The sequence below is a fragment of the Streptomyces sp. NPDC001348 genome, from assembly GCF_053597535.1.
Genome location: NZ_JBSFIK010000048.1, coordinates 34045 through 58050, shown reverse-complemented (window position 1 = coordinate 58050; position 24006 = coordinate 34045). Strand labels below are relative to the sequence as shown.

General features: G+C 70.5%; 18 protein-coding genes. 14 read left to right on the top strand and 4 right to left on the bottom strand.

From position 1 onward, the window contains the following. Positions 1-181: 181 nt before the first annotated feature. A complete protein-coding gene (locus tag ACWC21_RS35315) occupies positions 182-532 on the top strand; it encodes an ArsR/SmtB family transcription factor (protein WP_450887991.1) in 351 nt (116 codons plus the stop codon). A 135-nt stretch (positions 533-667) separates the two neighbouring features. Beyond that, entirely contained in the window at positions 668-2836 is a 2169-nt protein-coding gene (locus ACWC21_RS35310; protein ID WP_450887989.1) for a SpoIIE family protein phosphatase, read from the top strand. A 72-nt stretch (positions 2837-2908) separates the two neighbouring features. Here ACWC21_RS35310 and ACWC21_RS35305 read toward each other — a convergent pair whose 3' ends face one another. The 4 genes from ACWC21_RS35305 to ACWC21_RS35290 all read right to left on the bottom strand — a co-directional run bounded on the left by ACWC21_RS35305 (position 2909) and on the right by ACWC21_RS35290 (position 8328). Then, positions 2909-4390 carry a cellulose-binding domain-containing protein gene (locus ACWC21_RS35305; protein WP_450887987.1) on the bottom strand — a complete coding sequence of 494 codons (1482 nt, stop codon included), beginning with the start codon at positions 4388-4390 and terminating at the stop codon, positions 2909-2911. A gap of 393 nt (positions 4391-4783) precedes the next feature. After that, positions 4784-6103, bottom strand: a complete 1320-nt coding sequence (locus tag ACWC21_RS35300; protein WP_450887986.1) for a radical SAM protein — start codon at positions 6101-6103, stop codon at positions 4784-4786. 159 nt (positions 6104-6262) lie between these two features. Continuing rightward, entirely contained in the window at positions 6263-7324 is a 1062-nt protein-coding gene (locus tag ACWC21_RS35295) for a LacI family DNA-binding transcriptional regulator (protein ID WP_450887985.1), read from the bottom strand. Continuing rightward, a complete protein-coding gene (locus ACWC21_RS35290) occupies positions 7321-8328 on the bottom strand; it encodes a hydroxyacid dehydrogenase (protein ID WP_450887984.1) in 1008 nt (335 codons plus the stop codon). Before ACWC21_RS35290 ends, ACWC21_RS35295 begins: the two co-directional genes overlap by 4 nt. 106 nt (positions 8329-8434) lie before the next feature. Between ACWC21_RS35290 and ACWC21_RS35285 the strand changes: the two genes are divergently transcribed. From ACWC21_RS35285 to ACWC21_RS35230, 12 genes are all read left to right on the top strand, one after another. Next, complete coding sequence (locus tag ACWC21_RS35285) at positions 8435-9679, top strand: FAD-binding protein (RefSeq protein ID WP_450887982.1); 1245 nt, start codon at positions 8435-8437, stop codon at positions 9677-9679. A 114-nt stretch (positions 9680-9793) separates the two neighbouring features. Beyond that, positions 9794-11059 (top strand): ROK family transcriptional regulator, encoded by a 1266-nt coding sequence (locus ACWC21_RS35280; protein WP_450887980.1) that lies wholly within the window; start codon positions 9794-9796, stop codon positions 11057-11059. Positions 11060-11070: 11 nt separating this feature from the next. Then, the gene (locus ACWC21_RS35275; protein ID WP_450887978.1) at positions 11071-12930 is read left to right on the top strand and encodes a glycoside hydrolase; all 1860 of its coding nucleotides are present in this window, start codon (positions 11071-11073) and stop codon (positions 12928-12930) included. 247 nt (positions 12931-13177) lie between these two features. Next, positions 13178-14443 carry an ABC transporter substrate-binding protein gene (locus ACWC21_RS35270; protein ID WP_450887976.1) on the top strand — a complete coding sequence of 422 codons (1266 nt, stop codon included), beginning with the start codon at positions 13178-13180 and terminating at the stop codon, positions 14441-14443. A gap of 20 nt (positions 14444-14463) precedes the next feature. After that, positions 14464-15432: a carbohydrate ABC transporter permease gene (locus ACWC21_RS35265; RefSeq protein WP_450887974.1), complete on the top strand. Its 969-nt coding sequence runs from the start codon at positions 14464-14466 to the stop codon at positions 15430-15432. Beyond that, the gene (locus tag ACWC21_RS35260) at positions 15429-16295 is read left to right on the top strand and encodes a carbohydrate ABC transporter permease (RefSeq protein WP_450887972.1); all 867 of its coding nucleotides are present in this window, start codon (positions 15429-15431) and stop codon (positions 16293-16295) included. Before ACWC21_RS35265 ends, ACWC21_RS35260 begins: the two co-directional genes overlap by 4 nt. Before the next feature lie 12 nt (positions 16296-16307). Next, a complete protein-coding gene (locus tag ACWC21_RS35255) occupies positions 16308-19187 on the top strand; it encodes a glycoside hydrolase family 2 TIM barrel-domain containing protein (protein WP_450887970.1) in 2880 nt (959 codons plus the stop codon). A 150-nt stretch (positions 19188-19337) separates the two neighbouring features. Continuing rightward, positions 19338-20342 carry an ABC transporter ATP-binding protein gene (locus ACWC21_RS35250; RefSeq protein ID WP_450888021.1) on the top strand — a complete coding sequence of 335 codons (1005 nt, stop codon included), beginning with the start codon at positions 19338-19340 and terminating at the stop codon, positions 20340-20342. Position 20343: 1 nt separating this feature from the next. Beyond that, the gene (locus ACWC21_RS35245) at positions 20344-21147 is read left to right on the top strand and encodes an ABC transporter permease (protein WP_450887968.1); all 804 of its coding nucleotides are present in this window, start codon (positions 20344-20346) and stop codon (positions 21145-21147) included. After that, positions 21147-21953 (top strand): ABC transporter permease, encoded by an 807-nt coding sequence (locus ACWC21_RS35240; protein WP_450887966.1) that lies wholly within the window; start codon positions 21147-21149, stop codon positions 21951-21953. Before ACWC21_RS35245 ends, ACWC21_RS35240 begins: the two co-directional genes overlap by 1 nt. Beyond that, complete coding sequence (locus ACWC21_RS35235) at positions 21950-22591, top strand: hypothetical protein (protein WP_450887964.1); 642 nt, start codon at positions 21950-21952, stop codon at positions 22589-22591. The genes ACWC21_RS35240 and ACWC21_RS35235 overlap by 4 nt, the downstream gene beginning before the upstream one ends. Positions 22592-22611: 20 nt before the next feature. Then, positions 22612-23937 (top strand): jacalin-like lectin, encoded by a 1326-nt coding sequence (locus tag ACWC21_RS35230; RefSeq protein WP_450887962.1) that lies wholly within the window; start codon positions 22612-22614, stop codon positions 23935-23937. Positions 23938-24006: the final 69 nt, after the last annotated feature.

Genomic DNA, 24006 nt, shown 5'->3' with positions numbered 1-24006 from the left:
GGCCGACCCCCGTCCCGCGGGCCGGCCGGCGCGCTCGCCGCCCGGGGTGCGGAGGTGTGGATTCGGCGTGGCCGGTGCGACACGCGAGGATGGGGCACATGTTGTCGATGAGTGGGCGCACGCGAGGGGCACAGGCCCGGCCGGTGGGGCCGTGCTGCTGCGCCGGGGAGGGGACGGCACGGTGAGTACGCCGCTGTACCGGTTGAAGGCCGAGTTCTTCAAGACCCTCGGTCACCCGGCCCGCATCCGCGTCCTGGAGTTGCTGAGCGAGCGCGAGCACGCGGTGGCGGAGATGCTCCCCGAGGTGGGCATCGAGCCGGCGCACCTGTCCCAGCAACTGGCCGTGCTGCGGCGGGCGAACCTGGTGCGGACGCGGAAGGAGGGGTCGAACGTGTACTACTCGCTGGCCAGCCCGGAAGTGGCAGAGCTGCTGCGGGTGGCGCGCTCGATCCTGTCGGGCGTGCTGGCCGGGCAGGCGGAGTTGCTCGCCGACCTGAAGGCGGCCCAGTCGGAGGGGAAGCCGCCGTCGTAGCGACGCCCATCGGGCGGTGATCGCACGCCGGGCGACGGGACACCGCACACTCCCCGCACCGGAACGCATCCGAAAGGTCAAAACAACTGAAATATGTGTCAAAGTGGATGAATGAGACAGGAGAGGGTGCCTGTCATGTCCTCACGTTCCGAAGCCCGCATTTCCGCCACGGCCGACTCCCTCACCATCCACCTGGGGAGCGAGGAGTACGCGGACCTGTTCGACCAGGCCCCGGTGATCTTCGCTGCCCTGCGTGGCCCCGGACACCTGCTGGAGGCGGCGAACCCGGCGTTCTTCGAGACCGTCGGCTGCGACCGCGACCGCGTCGGCGAGCCGATCGCGGAGGTGGCTCCGGAACTCGCCGCGCAGGGCGTCATCGACCGGCTCGACGAGGTCTACCGCAGCGGTGTCGTCCACCGGGCCCGAGACGGGCGGCTGCTGCTGGGCGGACCGGGCAGGCGGCGGGAAGGGTTCTTCGACTGCACCTACGAGCCCCGCCGGGACGCGACGGGCCGCACGGACGGGGTGGTGGTGATCGGGGTCGAGACCACCGCGTACCACCACGCGCGCCTGCTGGCCGCCGAGCAACGTGTACTGCTGGAGCAGATCGCGGGCGACGCCCCGCTGGACGAGACCCTCTCCCGCATGGCCACGGCGATCGAGGCGCTCTCCCCGGACCTGATCGTCTCGGTACTGCTCGTCGACCCGGACGGACAGCGGCTGCGGCACGGCACCGCCCCGCGCCTGCCCGACTTCTACAACGAGGCGATCGACGGGACACCCATCGCCGAAGGCGCCGGCTCGTGCGGCACGGCCGCCCACCGGCGCCGACCGGTGATCGTCACCGACATCGCCACCGATCCGCTGTGGCAGGACTACCGCGAACTGGCGTCGCGGGCCGGGGTCGCGGCGTGCTGGTCCACCCCGATCCAGGGCACGGACGGCCGGCTGCTGGGCACTTTCGCGATGTACCACCGCACTCCCAAGGTGCCCGCGGACAAGGACGTGGCGCTCAGCGCGGCGTTCGCCCGCATCGCCGCGCTGGCCGTCGAACGCCACTCCGCGCTGGAGGCGAGCCGGGCCGCCCAGGAGCGCGAGAGGGAAGCCCGGGAGGATCTGGCCTTCCTGCTGGAAGCCAGCACCGCCATCGCGAGCGAGACGCACTATTCCGACAGTCTGCAGCGCATGGCGCGGCTGACCGTCCCGGCTCTGGCGCCGCTGTGCTGCGTCCATGTGGTCGAACGCGCCCAGCCGCAGCGCATCGCCGTCGCCACGTCGACCCGGGGCGGGGAAGAGCTGCTCACGTCCCCCGCACTGGGTGCCGAGGTGGACGCCGCGGTCGCCCGTGTGCTGGCCTCGGGCGCCACCGAGACCGTGCGCACCGGGGACCGCTGCGCCCAGCTCGGCGTCACGGGTTACGTGTGCGTGCCCCTGGCCACCCGGGGCCGCGCCTTCGGAGTGCTGACTCTCCTGGCCACCGGCCCGCCCCTGGACCGTCGCACGATCGCCCTGGCGCAGGAGCTCGCCCGCCGGACCGCGTCGAGCGCCGACAACGCCCACCAGTTCACCGACCGCGTCCGGCTGGCACGCGATCTGCAGGCGGGCCTGTTGCCTCCCGAGCTGCCCGCGATTCCGGGCGCCGCCCTGGCGGCCTCGTACCATCCGGCGGGTGAAGGGCTCGACGTCGGCGGCGACTTCTACGACGTCTTCCCGCTGCCCGGCGACCGGTGGGCGCTCATGATCGGCGATGTGTCCGGGCGCGGCGCGCTGGCCGCCGCGACCACCGGAATCGTCCGCCACACCGCACGCGCCGCCGCTCGTCTCCTGGACGACCCGGTGGCCGTGGTCGCCGCCATCAACGACGCGTTGGCCCAGACCACCGATGAGGACCAGTTCGTCACACTGGTGTACGGCGAGTTGCGGCGCACCGCCTCCCACCTCGCGCTACGGCTGATCCGCGCGGGTCACGTCCCGCCGCTCGTGCGCCGCGCCGACGGTACGGTCGTGGAGTTCGCCGAACCGGGCCGGCTGCTGGGCATCGGTCCCGACACCGGCTTCCGTCCGTGCGACGTCGAACTGCACCAGGGCGACAGCCTGGTCCTGGTCACCGACGGCCTCACCGAGGCACGCGCGGCCGGTGGCGAGTTCTTCGGCGAGGAGCGTCTGGCCGATGCGCTCGCCGGCGTCCGGGCCGGCAGGCCCACCGCCGCCGACCTCATCGAGTCCGTCACCGCCGCGGTCACCGCTTTCGCGGGCAGTCCCACCGTCGATGACCAGGCCATACTCGTCGTCACCGCGACCTGACGGTCCGGGGCGGTCACCGCGGCCGGGTGGACCCCGTTCCCCGGCCCGTCCGGCGGGGTCCGCCCCAGCAGGTCAGTCCGCGCAACTGCTCCCGTTGAGCGTGAAGTTGTACGGTGCCGCGTTCTTGCCGTGCCAGGAGGCGAGGAAACCGAAGGACAGGCTGCCGTCCGCGGCGACGGACTTGTTGTAGTCGGCGGCCTCGGCGGTGACGCGTGAGCCGTGCTGGCTGAAGCTCGCATCCCACATCTGACCGACCGTCTGGCCGTTGTGGAAGGACCACGCGACGCGCCAGCCGGACAGGGCCTCGCTGGTGGTGATGGTGACGGTGGCCTGGAAACCGTCGGGCCACTGGTTGACGAGGTCGTACTGGACCCGGCAGACGGGCGCGGCGCCGGAGGGGTGCGCGCTGGGAGTGGCGTGGGCGGTGGAGGAGGAGGTGCCCTGCGGTTCCGGGTCGGAGTCGGCGGGGTCGGATTTCGTGGCCGGGCCGCGTGTGGTGGGGGCGGCGGAGTGGGATGCGGAGGCCGAGGGCAACGGGCCGGCGGTCGGCAGGGAGGGGCCGGGGTCGGCGACCGGCTGACGGTCGTCGTGGCCGGCCGCGCTCGTGTCGTCGGAGGAGCCGAACGGCATCATCGACACGCCGAGCGCCAGCAGCGACAGCAGCACCGCGGCGCCGAGCAGGCCGTGGCGCATCACCCGGCTGCGCTCGGTGCCGTCGGCGGGCTCCCTGGCCGCCCGGTCCTGCTTCTTGGGGCGGTCCGCGCCCTGGCGCACCTCCGCCGCGCGACGCCTGCGCTCCAGATAGGCGAGGCCGCCCCAGCCGATCACCCCGCCGGCCAGGGCCGCGGGCGCGCCGCCGCCGTGCAGCCGCAGGCAGGCGGCGGCCTCCGCGCACTGGACGCAGGTGGCGAGGTGCCGGGAGAGGTCGCCCGGCGTCTCGGCGGCGGGTGAACGGGTGACCGCGTCGAGGAGACGCGCGTAGCTGCGGCACTGCGCGTCCATCGGCGAGTCGACGTGGGCGCGGTGGCAGCGGTCCCGGAACAGGCCGCGGACCTGGTCCAGTTCGCGGGCCGCGGCGGCAGGGTCGAGTTCCAGGCGGCGGGCGACGTCGGGCAGCGGCATCGCCTCCACCTCGGCAAGCCACAGCAGCGACGCGTCCGCCTCTTGCATGTCCTTCAGACCGCGCAGGGCGACCGGACGCATCAGGGGCGGTCCGGTGTACCGGGCCGCCTTGTCGGAGTTGAGCCACAGCCTGAGGTCGGGGTCGAGCCGGTGGCCGAGGCCGCCGGCCTCCCAGGCCGCCGCCGTGGTGCGTACGGCGGTGAGCAGCAGGGGGATCATGGGCAGCCGGGCCGTCCTGCGACCGGCGCCCCGCCCGGCCGCGGTCTCGGCGGCCCGGGCCTCCTGTATGCCGAGCGTGAAGGCATCGGTGGCCAGCTGGTTGGCCGAGGTGGCCCCGGAAGTGCACAGATCGGCGTAGGAGAGCACCGCGTCCCAGTACTCGGAGAACAGCGCGGCCTCGGCGGGGTCCTGAGGCTTCGGCAGGTCGGGCATGGGTCTCCTGCATCCACGAGCGAGGTCAACTCACCATGTTTTTAACGGAGTTGGGGGAACCTCACGGCAGGGCCCGAGCTTTTCACGTCCTCGACACAACTGACAAGCGGCATATTCAAATCCGGTTGCAGGTGACTTCGCGACAGGTTTTTCCCCTACGTTCCGTCACCGGCCGTCCTCCGGCCCGTCAGCCGCGGTGACCGGTCGCCGGCACGCTCCACGATCTCCGCCCCCGCGTGTCAGCCGATGATACGGACACCGACGGCCTGTGCGGGCGCGGGGTCGTGGATCGCGGTCCGGTCACCGGAACGCCGCCGAGTCCGCCGTGACCCACATCTCCGGCCTCTTGTACGGACGCGACTGCGTTTCGACTCACCGTCCGACCCGGAAGAGTCAGACGTCCACCGGTTCCTGCGCCGGAAGGCTGTCCATGAAGGAGCTGACGGAGAACACGGCGCGGCCGGGGCCGGGCGGGCCGTAGCCGGGCGGGGAGGACAGGCCGAAGTCGTCCATCGTCTGCCGGTAGGCCTGCAGCAGCCGGATGTGGTATTCCAGCGGGGCGCCCTGCGGGTTGGCCTTGCCGAGCGGGGTGGTGGGCTCCGGGCACCAGGTGGTGAAGCGGGGCGTGATGCCGTGCGACATGAAGAAGCGCAGGCCCTCGGTCGTCGACGCGATCGCCTCGTCGACGGTGGTGAAGCCGAAGGGCTCGGCCATCTCCACGCCCGCGACGAAGTTGGGGATGACGTTGCGCGCGCCGAAGACCTCCGCGGAGTCCAGGATCCGCTTGTGCCACTCGTCGCGGCCGACGTAGCGCTCCTTGCCCGGGCAGTACAGCTCGAACAGACGGCGGTCCCAGACCTCGTAGTTCGGGTGGTAGATCTGCACGCCGTAGTCCTTGAACCGCTGCACGTCGTCGCGCGGCAGCGCCTGGGCCACCACCTTGCCGATCCAGCGGCCCGGGAAGCGCTCCTCGATGGCCTTGGCGTAGTGGCCGTAGAAGTCGGCCTCGTCGCGCCCGGCGACCGTCTTGGTGATGGCGCCGCCGGTGAGGGTGTACGCGGTGGACGCCTTCTGCGTGTCGTAGCGGTCGATGATCTCCAGGGCCTCGAGGACCTCCTCGACGTCCTTGACTCCCGTGTACGGTCGACCGGCCGCCTTGTGCTGGCGCCAGTTGTGGTTGATGTCGCAGTACTGGCACTCCTCCTTGGCGCCGAAGTACTGGCAGACCCGGAAGACGGTGAGGTAGATCAGATAGCCCCACTGGATGGTCGGCGCGACCTCCATCACGGACTTCCCGTTGGACAGGGTGTGCCGGTAGTACTCCGGCATCGGGGGCACGCCGACGTCCGCGATCCGCCGGCCGTCCAGGTACAGCCCGAGCATCCCCTCGTCGTCGGCGGCGACCCGGTAGGGGGAGGCCGGGTTGACGCGTACGGAGACGACGGTGCGGCGCAGGTCGTACGGGCCTCCGGTGAGGATGATCTCCTCGGGGGGCCGCCTGAGCGCGGCCTCGCCGAGCTCGGGCAGGGTGCCGTGGTCGAAGGAGAAGATGAAGTACGACTTCGGCTTGACCTCCCCGCTCTCGTTGTCCGACAGCGCGGAGGCGTCGAAGGCGACCCCGCCCCGGAGCAGGTCCTCCTTGAAGACGGCTTCCCGCGGCACGTGCGGGAACCGCTCCATCAGATCCTCGACCAGCGCGGTGCGGCTGCGCATCCGTATCTCCTCCCGACTCACGCGTTCGACTCCTCACGGTATGCCCCTGCCTGTGCGGCGGCCCGGGCGGGTCCCTCGTGGCGCGCGATGTGTCCCACGACGGAGGGCCGGGGGCGGGCCGGGCGAGGGCGGACCGGCGGGCGGGGCGGACGGGCGGGGTCACCGCCGGCGGGTCGAGTCCCGCAGCACCACGTGCGTGCCCAGCACCAGGTGCTGACCGTCGGGCAGCTCGTCGCGGTGCAGGGCCAGGCGGACCGCGGCGCGGCCCAGCTCCTCCTGGGGGACGTGGACGGTGGTGAGGGCGGGGTACACGTCGCGGGCGACCGGGATGTCGTCGTACCCGGCGACCGCGATGTCCTCGGGGATGCGGCGGCCCGCCTCGCGGAGGGCCTGGATCACCCCGGTGGCGATCATGTCGGTGGCGGCGAAGACCGCGGTGAAGCCGCTGCCGGAGGTGAGGAGTTCCCGGGTCGCCCGGTAGCCGTACGAACGGGAGAAGGCGCCGTCGACGATCAGTGCGGGATCCGGGGCCAGACCGAGGAGTTCGTGGGCACGGGTGAAGCCGCGGATGCGCTGGCCGCTGGTGGACAGGCCGGGGACCCGGCCGAGGTAGGCGATGCGCCGGTGACCGGCCGACAGCAGATGGGTGGTCAGGGCGAAGGCGCCGCCCTCGTTGTCGTAGTCCACGACCGTGGCGGGCACGCCCGGCCCGAGCGGCGGCCGGCCGACCAGGACCAGCCGCGAGCCCACCCGGTCCAGGGCGTGCGCGAAGTGGGTCATGCGGTCCTGGTACGCCTTGTCCTCCCAGGCTCCGCCGACCACGATCACCGCGTCGGCCCGCTGCTCGCGCATGGTCTCGACGACGGCGAGGATACGGCGCGGGTCGCCGTGCGTGGTGCACAGCATGCACAGGCGGCCCTCCTCGGAGGCCTGCTCCTCGACCCCGCGGGCGATGTGGGCGTAGAAGGGGCCGGTGACGTCGTCGACGACGAACGCGACCGTCTTGTTGGTGGCGCCGCCCAGGGCACGGGCGTGCGCGTTGACCACGTAGTCCAGTTCGCGCATGGCCTTGAGGACCCGGGCGCGGGTGGCCTCGGCCACCGGGTAGGTGCCGCCGAGGACGCGGGAGACGGTCGACGCGGAGACCCCGGCGCGCGCGGCGACGTCCCGCACGGTCGAGGCGTCCCCGGCCGCCGTCTGTGTCCGCTTCGCCGTCGTCACGCCGTCCGCTCCAGCACGGTGTGGTCGATCGCGTGGACCAGCTCGTCGCCGTTGACCAGCCGTGCGGCCTCGTCCACGACCGTCTGTCCGAGGCGGGCCACCTCGTTGCCCTGTGAACCGGCGAGATGGGGCGTGACGAAGGCGTTGGGCAGGTCGAACAGCGGTGAGTCGGCGGGCAGCGGCTCGGGGTCGGTGACGTCGAGGACGGCGCTCAGCCGTCCGGCGCGCAGCTCCGTTACCAGGGCGTCGTGGTCGACGAGCGCACCCCGGGCGGTGTTGATCAGAACCGAACCGGTGGGCATCAGGGCGAGCTCGCGGGCGCCGAGGAGATGCCGGGTCTCCGGGGTCTGCGGGGCGTGCACGGTGACGATGTCCGAGGTGTGCAGCAGCTCGTGCAGCGGAACGAGGGGGACGCCGAGCCGCGCGGCCTCCGCCTCGTCGACGTAGGGGTCGCAGAGGCTCACCCTGAGGTCGTGGGGGCGCAGCAGCTCGATCAGCCGGCGGCCGATGCGCGAGGCGCCCACGACGCCGACACGGCGGCCGTAGTTGCCGATGCCGGGGAGGATGTCGCCGTAGGGGAACTCGCGGCGGGTGCGGAGCTGGTCCCGGTAGCCGAAGACGTCCTTCCCGGCGAGGAGGATCATGGCGAGGGTGTACTCGGCGACGGGCAGCGCGTTGGCGGCGGCGGCCGAGGAGACCGCGATGCCCCGCTGCCAGACCTCCGGGGTGGTGAAGCCCTTGACCGAGCCGGCCGCGTGCAGCACCGCGCGGAGCCCCGGAGCCGCGTCCAAGGCGGCCGCGTCCAGCCGGGGGCAGCCCCAGCCGGTGATGAGCACCTCGGTGCGGGCCAGCGTCTCCCGGATCCTCGGATCGGTGAAATCCTGCGCCACCAGAGTGGGATCGATTTCTACGCACTCGCGCAGCCGCGCGAGCACCTCCGGCGGGAAGATGTGCGGCACGTTCTGGTCCGTCATGGCGAACAGTGCCTGTGGGCGCTCGGGCAAGGAAGTGGCCTTCCGGCTCGGTGACGCATGGATAGCAACCGGTCTCTACGGTAGGCGGCGGCGAATGAGAGGGTCAATGGAAACGCACTCACCGGGAGGGGCAGGGATGACTCAGTCGGTCACCAACTGGGCGCGCAACATCACCTACACGGCCAAGGTGTTCCACCGTCCGCACTCGGAGGCCGAGCTCGCGGCCCTGGTCGCGGGCAGCGCGAAGGCGCGGGTGCTGGGCAGCGGGCACTCCTTCAACATGATCGTCGACCCGGGCGCCGACGGGATCCTGCTGTCGATCGCCGGCCTGCCGCCGGTGATCGACGTGGACACCGCGGCCCGTACGGTACGGGTCGCGGGCGGCGTCCGGTACGCGGAGCTGGCCCGCGCCGTCCACGCGCACGGCCTCGCCCTGCCCAACATGGCGTCCCTGCCGCACATCTCGGTGGCCGGTTCGGTGGCGACCGGCACCCATGGCTCCGGCGTCGCGAACGGGCCGCTGGCCTCGGCGGTACGGGAGGTGGAACTGGTCGTCGCGGACGGCTCCACGGTGCGGTTCGCGCGCGGCGAGGACGGCTTCGACGGGGCGGTGACCTCCCTCGGGGCGCTGGGCGTGGTCACCGCGCTGACCCTGGACCTGGAACCCGCCTACGAGGTCGAGCAGCGGGTCTTCACCGAGCTGCCCCTGGAGGGCCTGGACTTCGCGGCGGTGGCGGGGTCCGCGTACAGCGTGAGCCTGTTCACCGACGCGCGGGCGGCGGGCTTCCGGCAGGTCTGGGTGAAGCGGCGTACCGACCAGGCGCCGGTGGACTTCCCGTGGGCCGCGCCGGCCACCGAGGCGCTGCATCCGGTACCGGGGATGCCGGCGGTGAACTGCACCGAACAGTTCGGGGTGCCGGGGCCGTGGCACGAGCGGCTGCCGCACTTCCGCGCGGAGTTCACGCCGAGCAGCGGGGCGGAGCTGCAGTCGGAGTATCTGCTGCCGCGGTCGGCCGCACTCGATGTGCTGTATGCGATCGACGGGATCCGGGAGACCGTGGCGCCCGTACTGCAGACCTGTGAGGTGCGGACGGTCGCCGCCGACCGGCAGTGGCTGAGCCCGGCGCACGGGCGGGACTCGGTGGCCGTGCACTTCACCTGGATCGAGGACGCGGCGGCGGTGCTGCCGGTGGTGCGGCGGGTGGAGGAGGTGCTGGCCGGCTTCGATCCGCGGCCGCACTGGGGGAAGGTGTATGCCATGTCCGCGGACGATCTCCGTCGACGGTACACACGTCTCGGCGACTTCCTGGCGCTCGCGAAGTCCCTCGACCCGAGCGGCAAGTTCACCAACGCCTTCGTCCGGGACGCCCTGGGTGCCTGACCGGCGAGGGGTGACTTTATAAAGCCCCTTTCCTAACCCCTTGTCGAAAGTCCTCGGCAACCCATAGCCTTGCGCCGCGCCGGTGCCGATGCCGCCCGGCACGGCCTGGCAGCGATGGGAGGGGCAGCCTTCGTGAAGCGCACATCTCGGGACATCCGCACCGCGAACCGCTACGAGGTGTTGCGCCAGATCATCGCCGAGTCTCCCACCTCCCGCCAGGAGCTGGCGGCCGCCACCGGACTGAGCCTGGCCACGGTAGCCACCCTCGTCGGCGAGCTGCTCGACCTCAGGATGATCACCGAGGTCGGGTTCGAGGACTCGGCGGGGGGCCGTCCCCGGGGACTCGTGGCCGTCAACGCGTCGGGGGGCGCGTTGATCGGCGTGGACATCGCCGAGACGTACGTCCATGTGGAGCTGTTCGACCTCGCGCTGAACGTGCTGGCCCGCGCCGAGGAGGACATGCGCCCCGGCGAGAGCCGCCCGGAGCAGGTGGTCGGCCATGTCGCCGCCGCGGTCGGCTCGGTGGTCGCGCAGGCCGGGGTGGAGGCGGCCCGCGTGCTCGGGGTCGGGGTGAGCGTGCCGGGGCAGGTGGACCGGGACACCGGCATCGCCGAGTACGCGCCCAACTGGGACTGGCACGACGTACCGCTGCTCGACCTGCTCGCCGAGCACATCGCCTACCCCCTCCACCTGGACAATCCGCTGCGCGCCTGCGCGGTGGCCGAGCTGTGGTTCGGGGCCGCGCGCGGGCGCGGGGACGCCGTGGTGGTGAACCTCGGCACCGGAGTCGGCGCCGGTCTCGCACTCGGCGGCGGACTGCACCGGGGCGTCAGCAACAGCGCCGGCGAATGGGGCCACACCACGCTCGTGCTGGACGGGCGGCTGTGCCACTGCGGCAACCACGGCTGTGTGGAGACGTACGTGGGCGCGCCCGGCATCATGCAGAACCTGCGCGAGCTCAGCCCGCAGAGCACGCTGCTGCACCCCGAGGACCAGACGGCCACCGTCGACGCCCTGGCCCGGGGGGTCGCCGCGCACGACCCGGTGGCCGTCAAGGTCGTCAGGGACACCGCCCGCTATCTCGGTGCCGGCATCGCCGACCTGGTCAACCTGCTCAACCCCGAAGTGGTCGTGCTCAGCAGCTGGGTCGCCGCCCGGCTCGGTGAGCCGCTGCTCGACGAAGTGCGCGAGGCCGTCGCCCGGCACGCGCTCAGGCGGCCGCTGGCCGCCACCGAGATCGTCCTCTCCCCGATCCCCACCGATCCGGTGTGCCTGGGCGCGGCGACGTTCGCGCTGGAGGGCGCCCTGCAGTCCGTCGGGCAGAGGACCAACGCAAAGCGCACCACCCCCGCAAGGAGCCGTACCGCCCCACCTTCATGACGACGGAAGGGATGCACGTGCCTCACCCCCGCACCAAACCCGCCCGCGCGAGGAGACCGCTCCTCCTGACGGCCGCAGCCGCACTCGCCGTCACCGGACCCCTGGTGTCCGCTCCCGCCGCCTCGGCCGCCACCCCCACGGCGGCCGAGGTCTCCCCCCACGCCGCCCAGACCATCGACGACATCGGTGTCTCCGGCGCCTGGTGGGTCAACGACCTGCAGCACTTCTCGCCCAAGGTCCAGGCCCGGGTCGCGAAGCTGCTGTTCTCCGCCAAGGGCCTGGCCCTGAGTTCGTACCGCTACAACATCGGCGGTGGCGGCGTCGCCGTCACCACGCCGGCCCGGGCCGCCGAGGACTTCCTGAGGCCCGACGGCAGCTACGACTGGAGCAGGGACAAGGGCGGCCGGACGTTCCTGCGGTACGCCGCGAAGTACGGCGTCAAGGACCTGATCGGGTTCGTCAACAGCGCGCCCGCCCGGTGGACGACCAACGGGCAGAGCTGCGGCGGCCAGTTGAAGGCGGAGAACGAGCCGGACTTCGCCAAGTACGTAGCCGACGTCACCGACCACTTCGCCCGCACGGGCGTCCGGCTGGACTACATCAGCCCCTTCAACGAGCCGGACAACAGCTTCGCGGACTGCGGCCAGGAGGGCATGCCGGTACCGGTCGACCAGCGTGACGACATCGTGCGCGCGCTGGGTGCCGAGCAGAGGGCACGGCACCAGAAGACCGGCATCATCGCGGACGAGTCCAGCAAGACGACGCAGTTCACCTCCGAACTGCCGCAGTGGATATCGCAGCCGGGCACCGCGCAGTACGTGTCCGCGCTCGCGCACCACACGTACAACAACCCGGACGACGGCCAGCTCGGCAATGTCTACGAGACGGCGAAGACGGTCGGCAGGAAGTCCTGGGCCACCGAGATCTGCTGCTTCGGCAAGGGCTCGACGGGCTGGAACCAGGAGTACGACCCGACCATCGACAACGCCCTGCTGATGTCCCGGATCATCTACAAGGACTTCGCGAGCTCCCACGACTCGGCGTTCCAGTGGTGGGTGGCGCTCGCCAGCGGGTACGGCAGCGACCCGAACACCAGGAACGACGAGGGCTGGAACGACGGCCTGATCTACTACGACCCCGACTACGCGACGAACGGCAACCAGAGCCTGTACTTCACCAAGCGGTACTACGCGCTCGGCCAGTACAGCAGGTTCGTGACACCGGGATCGGTGGCACACAACGTGACCGGGGCGCCGGCCGGGGTCGAGGTGTCCTCGTACGACCGGGACGGCAAGTGGGTGGTGGTGGTCAACAACCACAACACCACGGACACGCCGCTGAGTCTGCACTTCAACAGCAGGACGCCGGTTCGGGCCAGGGAGGCCGTCCGCACGTCGGCCACCGAGAACTGGGCGGACGTCGCCAAGCCGGCCGTCCAGGGCGGCACGGCGTCCACCACGCTCGCCGCACGGTCCGTGACGACGTACGTCTTCGACCAGAAGGGGCACGGCAGCTCCGACGTGACCGGCGCCTGGCAGGGCAAGCAGTCGGGCAAGTGTCTGACGGCGGACGGCTCCGGGGCCACGATCAGCACCTGCGACGGCCAGCCCGGGCAGTCGTGGTCGTACGACGCCAAGGGCGCCCTGAAGGGCCCGAACGGGTATCTCACGGCCGGGGCCTCCGGTCCGGCGACAGCGGCCGCCTACACCGGTGACGCGGACCAGAAATGGCTGCTCAACGCCAACGGGCAGCTCGTCAGCGAGGCGTCCGGCAAGTGCCTGGACGTCAGCGGGCAGTCGACCGCCGACGGCGGCAAGGTGATCCTCTACAGCTGCAACGGTGGCAGCAACGAGGTGTGGACCAGGCAGTAGTCCCCGCCCCTCTCCCATGACCGAGGGCCGCCGGCCAGACCCCTGGTCCGGCGGTCCTCAACCCCTTGGGCTTTTCGTCTTGTTCGTGATTCCGAACCGCACACAACGCTTCGAGCAGACTTCGTCCAACCCCTTGCCGAAGCCTTAGCCGAAGGTTAACGTCCGGCACCGCAGCTACAGCAATTCCAGCCATCCGGCGCTGAAGCAAAGAGCCGCAGCACCACGCGACAAAGACAAGGACGTCAGCATGTCGGCAATGAGCAGCAACAACTGGTCCCGTCGATCGATCTTCCGGGCCGCCGCGGGCATGGCCGCCGCCGGCACGCTGGCCGCCTGCGGGAGCAACAACGGGCGCGGTGGCGGGTCCGGTTCGGGCACACAGCTCACCCAGTACTTCCACGCCTACGGCGAGGCCGGTACGGAGCAGGCCCTCAAGCGGTACGCGGCGGCCTACAAGAAGGCCAACGTGAACACCAACTGGATCACGGGCAACAACTTCGAGTCCGCGCTCTTCGCGGCCCTGCTCACCAAGAAGGCACCCGACGTCTTCGAGTTCCACCCGCAGCTGCAGCTCGTCAAGAGCGGCCAGGTTGCCGACCTGAGCGACATCATCGATCCGGTCAAGGACGACTTCAACCCGAACGACATCAAGTCCCACACGGTCGACGGGAAGGTCTACGGGATACGGATGATCGACGACCCGCAGTTCTTCTACTACCGCAAGTCCATGCTGGAGAAGGCGAAGGTCGACGTCCCGACCACGCTGGACGAGCTGATCGAGGCGGCCGCGAAGCTCACCACCAACAAGGTCAAGGGTATCTTCCTCGGCAACGACTTCAGCGCGATCCAGAACCCCATCATCTGGTCCGCCGGCGCCGACACCATCAACGAGAAGAACGAGATCGCCTACCACACGGACGGCGTGATCGAGGGCCTGAAGAAGCTTCGTACGCTGTTCACCAGCGGCAACGTGCTCCTCGACGCCCCGACGGACTTCTGGGACCCGTCCTCGCTCAACCAGGGCCTGTGCGCCATCCAGTGGGGCGGCATGTGGTCCATGCCGGCCATGCAGAAGGCGCTCGGCGACGACCTCGGCATCTTCCCGTTCCCGAAGATCGGCAGCGCCGGCAAGCCGTCCGTCTACAACGGCGGCTGGTCGATCTTCGTCAACGCCAAGGGCAAGAACGTCGACGCGGCCAAGGAGTACGTGAAGTGGCTGTGGATCGACCAGAAGCAGTACCAGGAGGACTGGGCCACCTCGTACGGCTTCCACATCCCGCCGCGCACCTCGATCGCCCAGAAGGCCACCAAGCTCAAGTCGGGCCTGCCCGCCGAGGGCGTTAAGCTCTTCACCGACTACGGCCACTTCGACAACATCGCCTACGACCAGACCATGCAGACCGCGTTCGCCGACGTGATCGCGTCCTCCGTCCGTAAGAACGGCGACCCGGAGAAGGCGCTCGACACCTGCGACAAGAAGGTCAACGTCGAGCTCAAGAAGCTGTTCGGATAGGCCGCCGGGACAACCACGCCATGTCGACCACCACCACACGCGGGGTCGCCCAGCCCGCCCCGGCCAAGGCCTCCCAGGCCCGGCCGCGGCGGGGCCTGAGGGGCAACCCGACCGTCAACTTCTGGCTCTTCACCGGGCCGTTCCTCATCGGCCTGGTGATCTTCGTCTTCGTGCCGATCGTCTGGAGCGTCTGGCTCAGCTTCTTCGACGCCCGGTACACCGTCACGCCGAGCCATTTCATCGGCTTCGACAACTACAAGCAGATCCTGACCAACAGCGGATTCCCCGACTCGCTGCTGACGTTCACCGTGTTCGCCGCGTTCATCGTGCCGACCACCTGGGCGCTGTCGTTGGGCCTCGCGCTGCTGGTCAACCGGCTGCGGTTCATGCGGGCGTTCTTCCGCTCGGTGTTCTTCCTGCCGACCGCCGTCTCCTACGTGGCCGCGGCCCTGATCTGGAAGATGTCCATCTTCAGCGGCGTCCGCTTCGGACTCGCGAACACGGTCATCGGCTGGTTCGGCGCGGACACCATCGCATGGATGTCCAACCCCACCCCGCCCTGGTACTGGCTGGTCATCGTGACCCTGCGGCTGTGGATCCAGTCCGGTTTCTACATGATCCTCTTCCTGGCGGCGCTGCAGAACATCCCGCAGGAGCTGTACGAGGCCGCAGCCATCGACGGTGCGAAGAAGGGCTGGCAGACCTTCCGGCACATCACGCTGCCCCAGTTGCGCGCCACCTCGACCGCGGTGATCCTGCTGCTGCTCATCGCCGCCTACCAGGCGTTCGACGAGTTCTTCAACATCATCGGGCAGAAGGCGACCTGGGCCCAGACACCGCTCATGGTGCTCTACAAATCGGCCCTCGGCACCAGCCAGGACTACGGCGCCGGCAGCGCGGGCGCGGTCATCCTGTCGCTGCTCATCTGCCTCGTCACCCTGATCCAGGGCAAGTTCATGGGCTTCGGAAGGGGGGATGAGTCCAAGTGACCACCACCGCACCCCAGATCGGCAAGCAGCGCAAGAAGGGCCGGGGCGCCTTCGGCAACACGGGGCTGTACATCGCCGTCGGCGTCGCCGCCCTGCTCTTCCTCATCCCCTTCTATCTGATCGTCCGCAACGCCCTCTCCACGGACCTGGAGATCACGGGCGAGAACTGGAAGCTGTTGCCCTCCTTCCAGTGGGGCAACATCTCCGAGCTGTTCGACGACCCCACGGTCGACTTCGGCCGCTCCATGATCAACTCACTGGTGGTCGCCGTCCTGACCACGTTCGGCACCCTCCTGGTCTGCTCGCTGGCCGGCTACGGCCTGGCCCGCATCCCGTACCGGCACGCCGACAAGGTCTTCTACGCGGTCCTGGCGACCCTGATGGTCCCCACGGCCGTCACCTTCGTACCAAGCTTCGTGCTGGTCTCGTCCCTCGGCTGGGTGGACACCTACCGCGGTCTGATCATCCCCGGCCTGTTCAGCGGTTTCACCTGCTTCCTGTTCCGGCAGTACTTCCTGGGGTTCCCGAAGGAGCTGGAGGAGGCGGCACGCGTGGACGGGCTCGGCTACTGGGGCGCGTACTGGCGAATCGTCGTACCCAACTCGCTGAACTTCTTCGCAGCGATCGCCACGATCACCTTCATCAGCGCCTGGAACTCCTTCCTGTGGCCACTGGTCATCGGTCAGGACCCGAGCTCCTGGACCGTCCAGATCGCACTGTCCTCCTTCATGACCAACCAGACCGTCAACTTCCATCTGATCTTCATGGCCACCGCCATTTCCATCCTCCCCCTGGTGTTCGTCTTCCTCTTCCTCCAGCGCTGGCTGGTCCAGGGGATCGCACAGACCGGTATCAAGGGCTGAGCTAGGAGACCGATGTCTTTCCGTACCGCCACCGACTATGTCGAGGACGTCTCGCCGGGCAGCGGAAGCCTGCCGCCGCGGGCCTGGTACGCGTCCTCGGACGCCGATTCCCTGTCGCTGAACGGCAACTGGCGTTTCAGACTGTCCGCGACGGTCGACGCCGAGGACGACTCCTTCGCGGCACAGGGGTACGACGCCGGTGACTGGGCGGAGGTGTCGGTCCCCGGTCACTGGGTCCTCCAGGGGCACGGCTCACCCATCTACACCAACCACCTCTACCCCTTCCCGGTCGACCCGCCCCGGGTCCCGACCGAGAACCCGACCGGCGACCACCTGCGGTTCTTCGACCTCCCCGAGGGCTGGGACCTCGAGAACGGCGGGGCGGTGCTCCGTTTCGACGGTGTCGAGTCCTGCGCCCGAGTCTGGCTGAACGGCACGGACATCGGCGAGTTCAAGGGCTCGCGGCTGCCGCACGAGTTCGCGGTCGGCCATCTGCTGAAGCCCGCCGGCAACGTGCTGGCCGTCCGCGTCCACCAGTGGTCGGCGGGCTCCTACCTGGAGGACCAGGACCAGTGGTGGCTGCCGGGCATCTTCCGTGACGTGACGCTGCTGCACCGCCCGGCCGGTGCCGTCCTCGACTTCTTCGTGCACGCCTCCTACGACCACGTCACGGGCGAGGGCACCCTGCGCGTCGACTCCGACGTCGACGGGCGGGTGACCGTGCCCGCCCTGGACATCGATGTCGCGACCGGCGAGTCCGTGACGGTGCCGGTCGATGCGTGGACCGCGGAGACGCCGAAGCTGTACGACGGCGTGCTGGCGACCGGGGGCGAGCGGGTGCCCCTGCGCATCGGCTTCCGCACGGTCGCCCTCGAGGACGGCCTCATCAAGGTCAACGGAAAAGCCGTCCTGTTCAAGGGCGTCAACCGTCACGAGTGGCACCCCGAGAAGGGCCGCGCGCTGGACCTGGAGACCATGCGCGAGGACGTGCTGCTGATGAAGCGGCACAACGTCAACGCCGTCCGCACCTCCCACTACCCGCCGCACCCGGCCTTCCTCGACCTGTGCGACGAGTACGGGCTGTGGGTGATCGACGAGTGCGACCTGGAGACCCACGGCTTCACGGAGCAGGCCTGGCGGGACAACCCCGTCGACGACGACCGCTGGACCCCGGCCCTGCTGGACCGCGCCGCCCGCATGGTGGAGCGCGACAAGAACCATCCGTCCGTCGTGGTCTGGTCCCTCGGCAACGAGGCGGGCACCGGCCGTGGCCTGACCGCCATGGCCGAGTGGATCCACGGCCGGGACTCCTCGCGGCTGGTGCACTACGAGGGCGACATCGACTGCCGTGACACGGACATGTACTCACGCATGTACGCGAGCCACACCGAGGTCGAGGCGATCGGCAAGGAGCTGGACGGCGGTACGCACAAGCGCCGTCAACTGCCCTTCATCCTCTGCGAGTACGGGCACGCCATGGGCAACGGCCCCGGTGGCATCGCCGACTACCAGCGGATCTTCGAGTCGTACGACCGGCTCCAGGGCGGCTTCATCTGGGAGTGGATCGACCACGGCATCAAGGACGAGCGATACGGCTTCGCGTACGGCGGTGACTTCGGCGAGGAGCTGCACGACGGCAACTTCGTCTGTGACGGGCTGCTCTTCCCCGACCGGCGGCCCTCCCCCGGTCTGGCCGAGTTCAAGAAGGTGATCGAGCCGGTCCGCATCGAGGGCGACCTCGCCGACGGGATCGTGCGGATCACCAACAGGCACGACTTCGCCGACCTGTCCGCGCTGGCGTTCGAGTGGTCGTACCAGGTGGACGGCGAGACGGTCGAGTCCGGCCCGCTGTCCGTGCCGGTGCTCGCCGCCGGCGAGTCGGCCGACGTGAAGCTGCCTCAGCCGCCCGCGGCGGGGGCCGGTGAGACGCAGTGGACGGTACGGGCGCTGCTCGCCGCCGACACGGCGTGGGGGCCGAAGGGCCATGTGGTCGGGTGGGGGCAGTTCGCCGTCTCCGCACGGCACGTGCCGTCCGTCGCGGCGACCGCCGGGCCCGTGACCGGGGAGGGGCTGATCACCCTGGGCCCGGCCTCCTTCGACGCCCGCACCGGGGCGCTCCGGACGATCGGCTCCGTCGAGGTCACCGGGCTGCGTCTCGACGTGTGGCGGGCGACCACCGACAACGACGACGGCGCGGCCTGGCAGACCGACGTCCGCCACGCCGAGCTGTGGCGCAAGTTCGGCCTGCACCGCATGCGGCACCGCCTCGACGGGGTGGAGGCCGGCGAGGACGCCCTCACCGTGCGGACGCGGGTGGCGCCGGCCGCCTGGGAGGTCGGGCTGTCGACGGTGTACCGGTGGACGTCGGACGGAGATCGTCTACAGCTGACCGTATCCGTGACGCCCGAGGGCGACTGGACCCAGCTGCCGCTGCCCCGGCTCGGCATCCGCTTCGGGCTGTCCGGCGCCGGCACCGACGCGGTGAGCTGGTTCGGCGGCGGTCCCGGCGAGGCGTATCCGGACACCCGGGCGGCGTCGATGGTCGGCCGCTGGCAGTCGACGGTGGACGGTATGCAGACTCCGTACGTCCGTCCGCAGGAGAACGGCGCCCGCGCCGACGTCCGCTGGGCGGAGCTCGGCGGGCTGCGCGTCGAGGGCGACCCGGAGTTCTGGTTCAGCGCCCGGCGCTGGACCACCGAGCAACTGGACGCCGCCGCCCACCGCACCGACCTCACCCCGGGCGAGACGGTCTGGGTCCACCTCGACCACGGCCAGCACGGTATTGGCACCGCCTCCTGCGGCCCCGGCCCGCTGCCGCAGTACCACCTGATCGCCGAGCCCGCCGAGTTCTCGTTCGTCTTCTCGAAGGCCGACGCACCGACGGGTTCCTGAGACACCGGCAGGACCCTCCGGGCCATCGCCCCACGCCCGCGTACGACCACGCGCCCGTAAAACCAGTGGCGCATGTGACGTACGCGGGTGTGGGCTTGTTCCGTCCCCCACCGCTCCCCGCTGCCGAAGGAGACCCGTCTGGCCATGAATGTGACCGGTAACATAGAGGTCCGGGGGCTCTCCCGCACCTTCCACACCACCGTCCGCCGCCCCGGCTTCACGGGTGCGCTCAGGTCCCTGGTCAACCCCGAGCGGGTCGCCAAGCACGCCGTCTCCGACATCTCCTTCGACGTCGCCCCGGGAGAGCTCCTCGCCCTGCTCGGCCCGAACGGCGCGGGCAAGTCCACCACCATCAAGATGCTGACCGGCATCCTCACCCCCACCGCCGGCGAGGCCCGCGTCGCGGGCGTGGTGCCGTACGAGGAACGCGAACGCAACGCCCGCAACATCGGGGCGGTGTTCGGGCAGCGCACCCAGCTGTGGTGGGACCTGCCGGTGCGGGAGTCGTTCGCGATCCTGCGGGACATCTACGAAGTACCCAAGAAGGAACACGCAGCACGGCTCGCGGAGTTCGACGAGCTGCTGGACCTGTCCTCGTTCTGGGACACCCGGGTACGGCACCTCTCCCTGGGCCAGCGGGTGCGCTGCGATCTGGCCGCCGCCCTGCTGCACGACCCACCGGTCGTCTTCCTCGACGAGCCCACCATCGGCATGGACGTGGTGGTCAAGGAACAGGTCCGCGAGTTCCTCCGGTACCAGGTCGCCGAGCGCGGCCGTACCGTGCTGCTGACCACGCACGACATGACCGAGGTGGAACGGCTCGCCGAACGCGTCGTGCTGGTCAACCACGGGCGGCTGGTGCTGGACGGCACACTGGACGAGATCCGCAGGAAGTTCGGTTCGACGTGGCAGGTGCGGGTGACGCTCGCCGATCCGCACGCCGAGATCGTGCCGCTGCCCGGTGTCGCGGTGGTGCGGCGCGAGGGCCCGCAGGTGGTGTTCGGCCCCGAGGGCCCCGACGGCTCCGCCGCGCCGACGGTCCACCAGGCGCTGAAGCTGGTCGTCGAGCGGTACGAGGTGGCGGACATCGCCCTGGACGAGGCCGACCTGGAGGACGTCATGCGGGCCGCCTACGCGCACGCCGAGGCGGTGTGACATGGCCGTCCCCGTCGCCTGGCGCGCCGCGCGCGTCACCCCGCTCGGCGAGCTGTACACCCCGCCCCGCGTCACCGCCGCACTACTCAGGCTCACCGTCCAGGTGGTGCTGGTGGCGTCCCTGTGGCGGGGCCTGTACGCGCACACCGGTACGACGGCCGGGCTCACCCGCGACCAGGCGGTCACCTACGCCGTGCTGGCCGTACTCGCCTCCCGGCTGCGTGAGCTGGACCAGTACTCGGCCCGGGACACGGTGGTCCAGCACCTGCACTACGGCACGATCGTGTACTGGTACATGCGTCCGCTGTCGCCCCAGCGCTACTACGCGCTGCGTGCGCTGGGCGAGCAACTGTACGGCTTCGTCTGGGCCTTTGCCGGATACCTGGTGTGTCTCGCCGTGGGCGTGGTCCAGCCTCCCCCGTCGGCCGCCGTGGCGGGGGTGTTCGCGCTGAGCCTGCTGCTCGGGCAGTGGGTGCTGCACTACATCATGCTGCTCATCGACCAGTTGTGCTTCTGGACGCTGCGCAACGAAGCCGCCATCCTCATCCTGCTCTTCGCGCAGAACCTGCTGTCCGGCGTGTACGCGCCGCTGTGGTTCTTCCCGCACTGGTTCGTGGTGCTGAGCGGTTTCCTGCCGTTCCAGGCCACGCTGAGCGTGCCGCTGTCGCTGTACGTGGGCCGCATCCCGCTGGCGGACGCGGGCGCCCAGCTCGCCGTCCAGGCCGGCTGGGTGGTGGCCCTGCGGTTCCTGACCCGGTTCCTGTGGCGGCGGGCGGCCCGCCGTGTCGTCTCGCAGGGAGGCTGATGCCGGTGAACGCCGTCCGGATCGCCTGGCGCGTCACGCGTCTCAACTTCCGCGCCCAGCTGGAGTACCGCACCGAGTTCCTGATGATGATCGCGATCGGCGCGATCTGGCAGGTGTCGGTGATCGTCTTCGCCACGGTGCTGCTGTCCCGGTTCACCGGCATGGGCGGCTGGGACAGCTCCGACGTCCTGCTCATCCCCGCCACCCGCATGCTGGCGCACGGCCTGTTCGTGCTGTTCCTGGGCCGGGTGCACGGGCTCGGCCGGCACATCCAGGAGGGGAAGATCGACGGGTACCTGCTGCGGCCGATGCCGGTCCACCGCCAGATCCAGCTGCAGTTCTTCCCGACGAACGCCATCGGCGACCTGACGGTCGCCGCGGGCCTGATGGTGGGCGCCCTCGGCCGCAGCCATCTGGACTGGACGGCCGGCCGGACCACCTACCTGATCGCGGCCGTCCTCGGCGGCATGCTCATGGAGGCGGCCCTGTTCACGGTGGTCGCCGCCGCCTCGCTGCGCTTCCCGGCGGCCGGTTACTGGGGCTTCTGGCTGGAGGAACTGCTCGGCACCTTCGGCAGCTACCCGCTGAACGTCCTGCCGCGGGCGGTGGGCGGCTTCCTGACGTACGGACTGCCGCTCGCGTTCGTCGCCTACTTCCCGGCGGCGGTGCTCACGGGCCACGGCCACCAGACCGGGGCCCCGTACTGGCTGGCCGCCGCGTCACCGCTGCTGGGCGCCGTCGCCTACCTGCTGTCCCGGCTGCTGTGGCGGTGGAGCCTCGGCCACTACACGGGGGTGAACGGATGACGCGCTTGCCGCCGCCGTACGCCGACGAGGCCGCCCTGTGGAGCGGACTGGCCGCCCTGCTGCCCGATCCGGTGGATGTGGACCTGGTGCAGGGCTGCTGGGACATCGGTGAGCAGGAGGGCGGGCTCACGGTACTGGTCGGGAAGATCCGCGAACAGGGCCTGGCCGTGGACGAGTCGGCGCGGGCCGAGCTGGCGGTGATGGCCGGGCGGTGGGGAGTGTGGGACCGGCTCGGGCCGGACATCGCCCGGTGCGGACCGGCGGCGGACGCCGCCCGGCTGCGGGTGTTCCCGGACGACGGCGGGCAGCCTTTCCCCGCCGGGTCCGTCCTGGAGAGCCCTCCGGCGCCGGACCTGTTCCTGGTGCCGTGGATCGGCTGCGCCCGCTGCGGCCGGGTCCTGGCCCGGGGCCACCGGCTGGAGGAGTGGGGAGAGTTGTCGCACCTTCCGCTCTGCTACGTCGTGTCGGCGCCCGGCGGCTCCCCCGCACCGACGGTGTACGACCCCGAGGAACGCGGCGCCGCCTGGGCGGCCCTCGCGGCCGTGACGGCGGACTGCCCGGCGGCGGCACCGGGACGTCACGCACAAATGTTGAACAGTTTTCTCAACCAGCCTTCAAAAACCGCGCCGTTGACATGAACATGGGCCTCATGCGACCCATGGGACAACTCCTAGGCACCTTCGCGGCGGGCGCGCTCGCCCTGGCCGGACTCACCGCGTCGGCGGGCACTGCGCACGCGGACACCGCTGCCGCCTCCGGCACCTTCAACGTGCTGACCTACAACGTGGCCGGCCTCCCCGAAGGCCTCAGCTCCAGCCACCCGGCGACCAACACGCCCCTGATCTCGCCCCGGCTGGCGCCCTACGACATCGTGAACGTCCAGGAGGACTTCAACTACCACGCGGCCCTGTACGCGGGCGACAACCACCCCTACCGCACCGCGACCAGTGGCGGCGCGGCCTTCGGCGACGGCCTCAACACCCTGTCCCGCTACCCCCTCGACGACTTCCAGCGCGTCAAGTGGAACGACTGCACGGGCACCAACTGCCTGACCCCGAAGGGCTTCACACTGGCCCGGGTGCGGCTGGCCGAGGGCGTCTACGTCGACCTCTACAACGCCCACCCCAACGCGGACGACACCGACGACGCCCTCGCCGCCCGCCGGGCCAACATCGCGCAGCTGTCCGCCTTCATCCAGGCCAACTCCGCGGGCAACGCCGTCATCGTCATGGGTGACACCAACACCCGCTACACCCGCGCCGGCGACAACATCCGCACGCTGGTGAACGACAACGGGCTCACGGACGCGTGGGTGAAACTGGTCAAGGGCGGTACGGCACCGGCGCAGGGCGCCGACCCGCTGATGTGCCCGACCTCGGCGCCGTCGAACGACTGCGAGGTGGTCGACAAGGTCCTGTACCGCGGCAGCGCCCTCGTCTCCCTCTCCGCCACCCGCTACAACGACGAATGGGCGTCCTTCCTGGACTCCTCGGGCGGCAACCTCTCCGACCACTTCCCGCACACCGTCGGCTTCTCCTACACCCTCGACTCCCGGCTGCGGGCGAGCGACTTCTTCGGCGGCCCGCACGGCACGGCCTTCAACGACGCCGACGACCTGCCCGCCGTGCCCTCCCCGCGTACACTCACCCTGCGCGGCGACGCCCGTCTCGACGCCGTGTCACTGACGCACGACGGCGGTACGGTCCTCTCCCACGGCGGTACGGGCGGCACGGCGACCTCGCTGACCCTCTCCTCCGGGGAGCACCTCACGTCCGTGAAGCTGACGGAGGGCCAGAAGGACGGCCGTACCCGGCTCTTCTCCGCCGCCTTCACGACCGACAAGGGCCGCACGCTGTCGGCCGGTACGGCGACCACGGACACCACCACCTTCACGGCCCCGTCCGGCTGGCAGATCGTGGGCTTCACGGGCCGCGCGGGGGATGAGGTCGACAAGCTGGGCGTGCTGTACGCACCGATCGGCTGAGGCCCGCAGGGAGGGGCGGCCACCAAACCTAGATACCCTAGGATCTAACCTAGGCATCCAAGGAGGTGG

Excerpts from the sequence above, each read along its gene's own strand:
- ACWC21_RS35310 (WP_450887989.1), top strand. The coding sequence starts at position 668 with ATGTCCTCACGTTCCGAAGCCCGCATTTCCGCCACGGCCGACTCCCTC.
- ACWC21_RS35305 (WP_450887987.1), bottom strand. The coding sequence starts at position 4,390 with ATGCCCGACCTGCCGAAGCCTCAGGACCCCGCCGAGGCCGCGCTGTTC.
- ACWC21_RS35300 (WP_450887986.1), bottom strand. The coding sequence starts at position 6,103 with ATGCGCAGCCGCACCGCGCTGGTCGAGGATCTGATGGAGCGGTTCCCG.
- ACWC21_RS35285 (WP_450887982.1), top strand. The coding sequence starts at position 8,435 with ATGACTCAGTCGGTCACCAACTGGGCGCGCAACATCACCTACACGGCC.
- ACWC21_RS35280 (WP_450887980.1), top strand. The coding sequence starts at position 9,794 with ATGGGAGGGGCAGCCTTCGTGAAGCGCACATCTCGGGACATCCGCACC.
- ACWC21_RS35275 (WP_450887978.1), top strand. The coding sequence starts at position 11,071 with ATGCACGTGCCTCACCCCCGCACCAAACCCGCCCGCGCGAGGAGACCG.
- ACWC21_RS35270 (WP_450887976.1), top strand. The coding sequence starts at position 13,178 with ATGTCGGCAATGAGCAGCAACAACTGGTCCCGTCGATCGATCTTCCGG.
- ACWC21_RS35265 (WP_450887974.1), top strand. The coding sequence starts at position 14,464 with ATGTCGACCACCACCACACGCGGGGTCGCCCAGCCCGCCCCGGCCAAG.
- ACWC21_RS35255 (WP_450887970.1), top strand. The coding sequence starts at position 16,308 with ATGTCTTTCCGTACCGCCACCGACTATGTCGAGGACGTCTCGCCGGGC.
- ACWC21_RS35245 (WP_450887968.1), top strand. The coding sequence starts at position 20,344 with ATGGCCGTCCCCGTCGCCTGGCGCGCCGCGCGCGTCACCCCGCTCGGC.
- ACWC21_RS35240 (WP_450887966.1), top strand. The coding sequence starts at position 21,147 with ATGCCGGTGAACGCCGTCCGGATCGCCTGGCGCGTCACGCGTCTCAAC.
- ACWC21_RS35235 (WP_450887964.1), top strand. The coding sequence starts at position 21,950 with ATGACGCGCTTGCCGCCGCCGTACGCCGACGAGGCCGCCCTGTGGAGC.
- ACWC21_RS35230 (WP_450887962.1), top strand. The coding sequence starts at position 22,612 with ATGGGACAACTCCTAGGCACCTTCGCGGCGGGCGCGCTCGCCCTGGCC.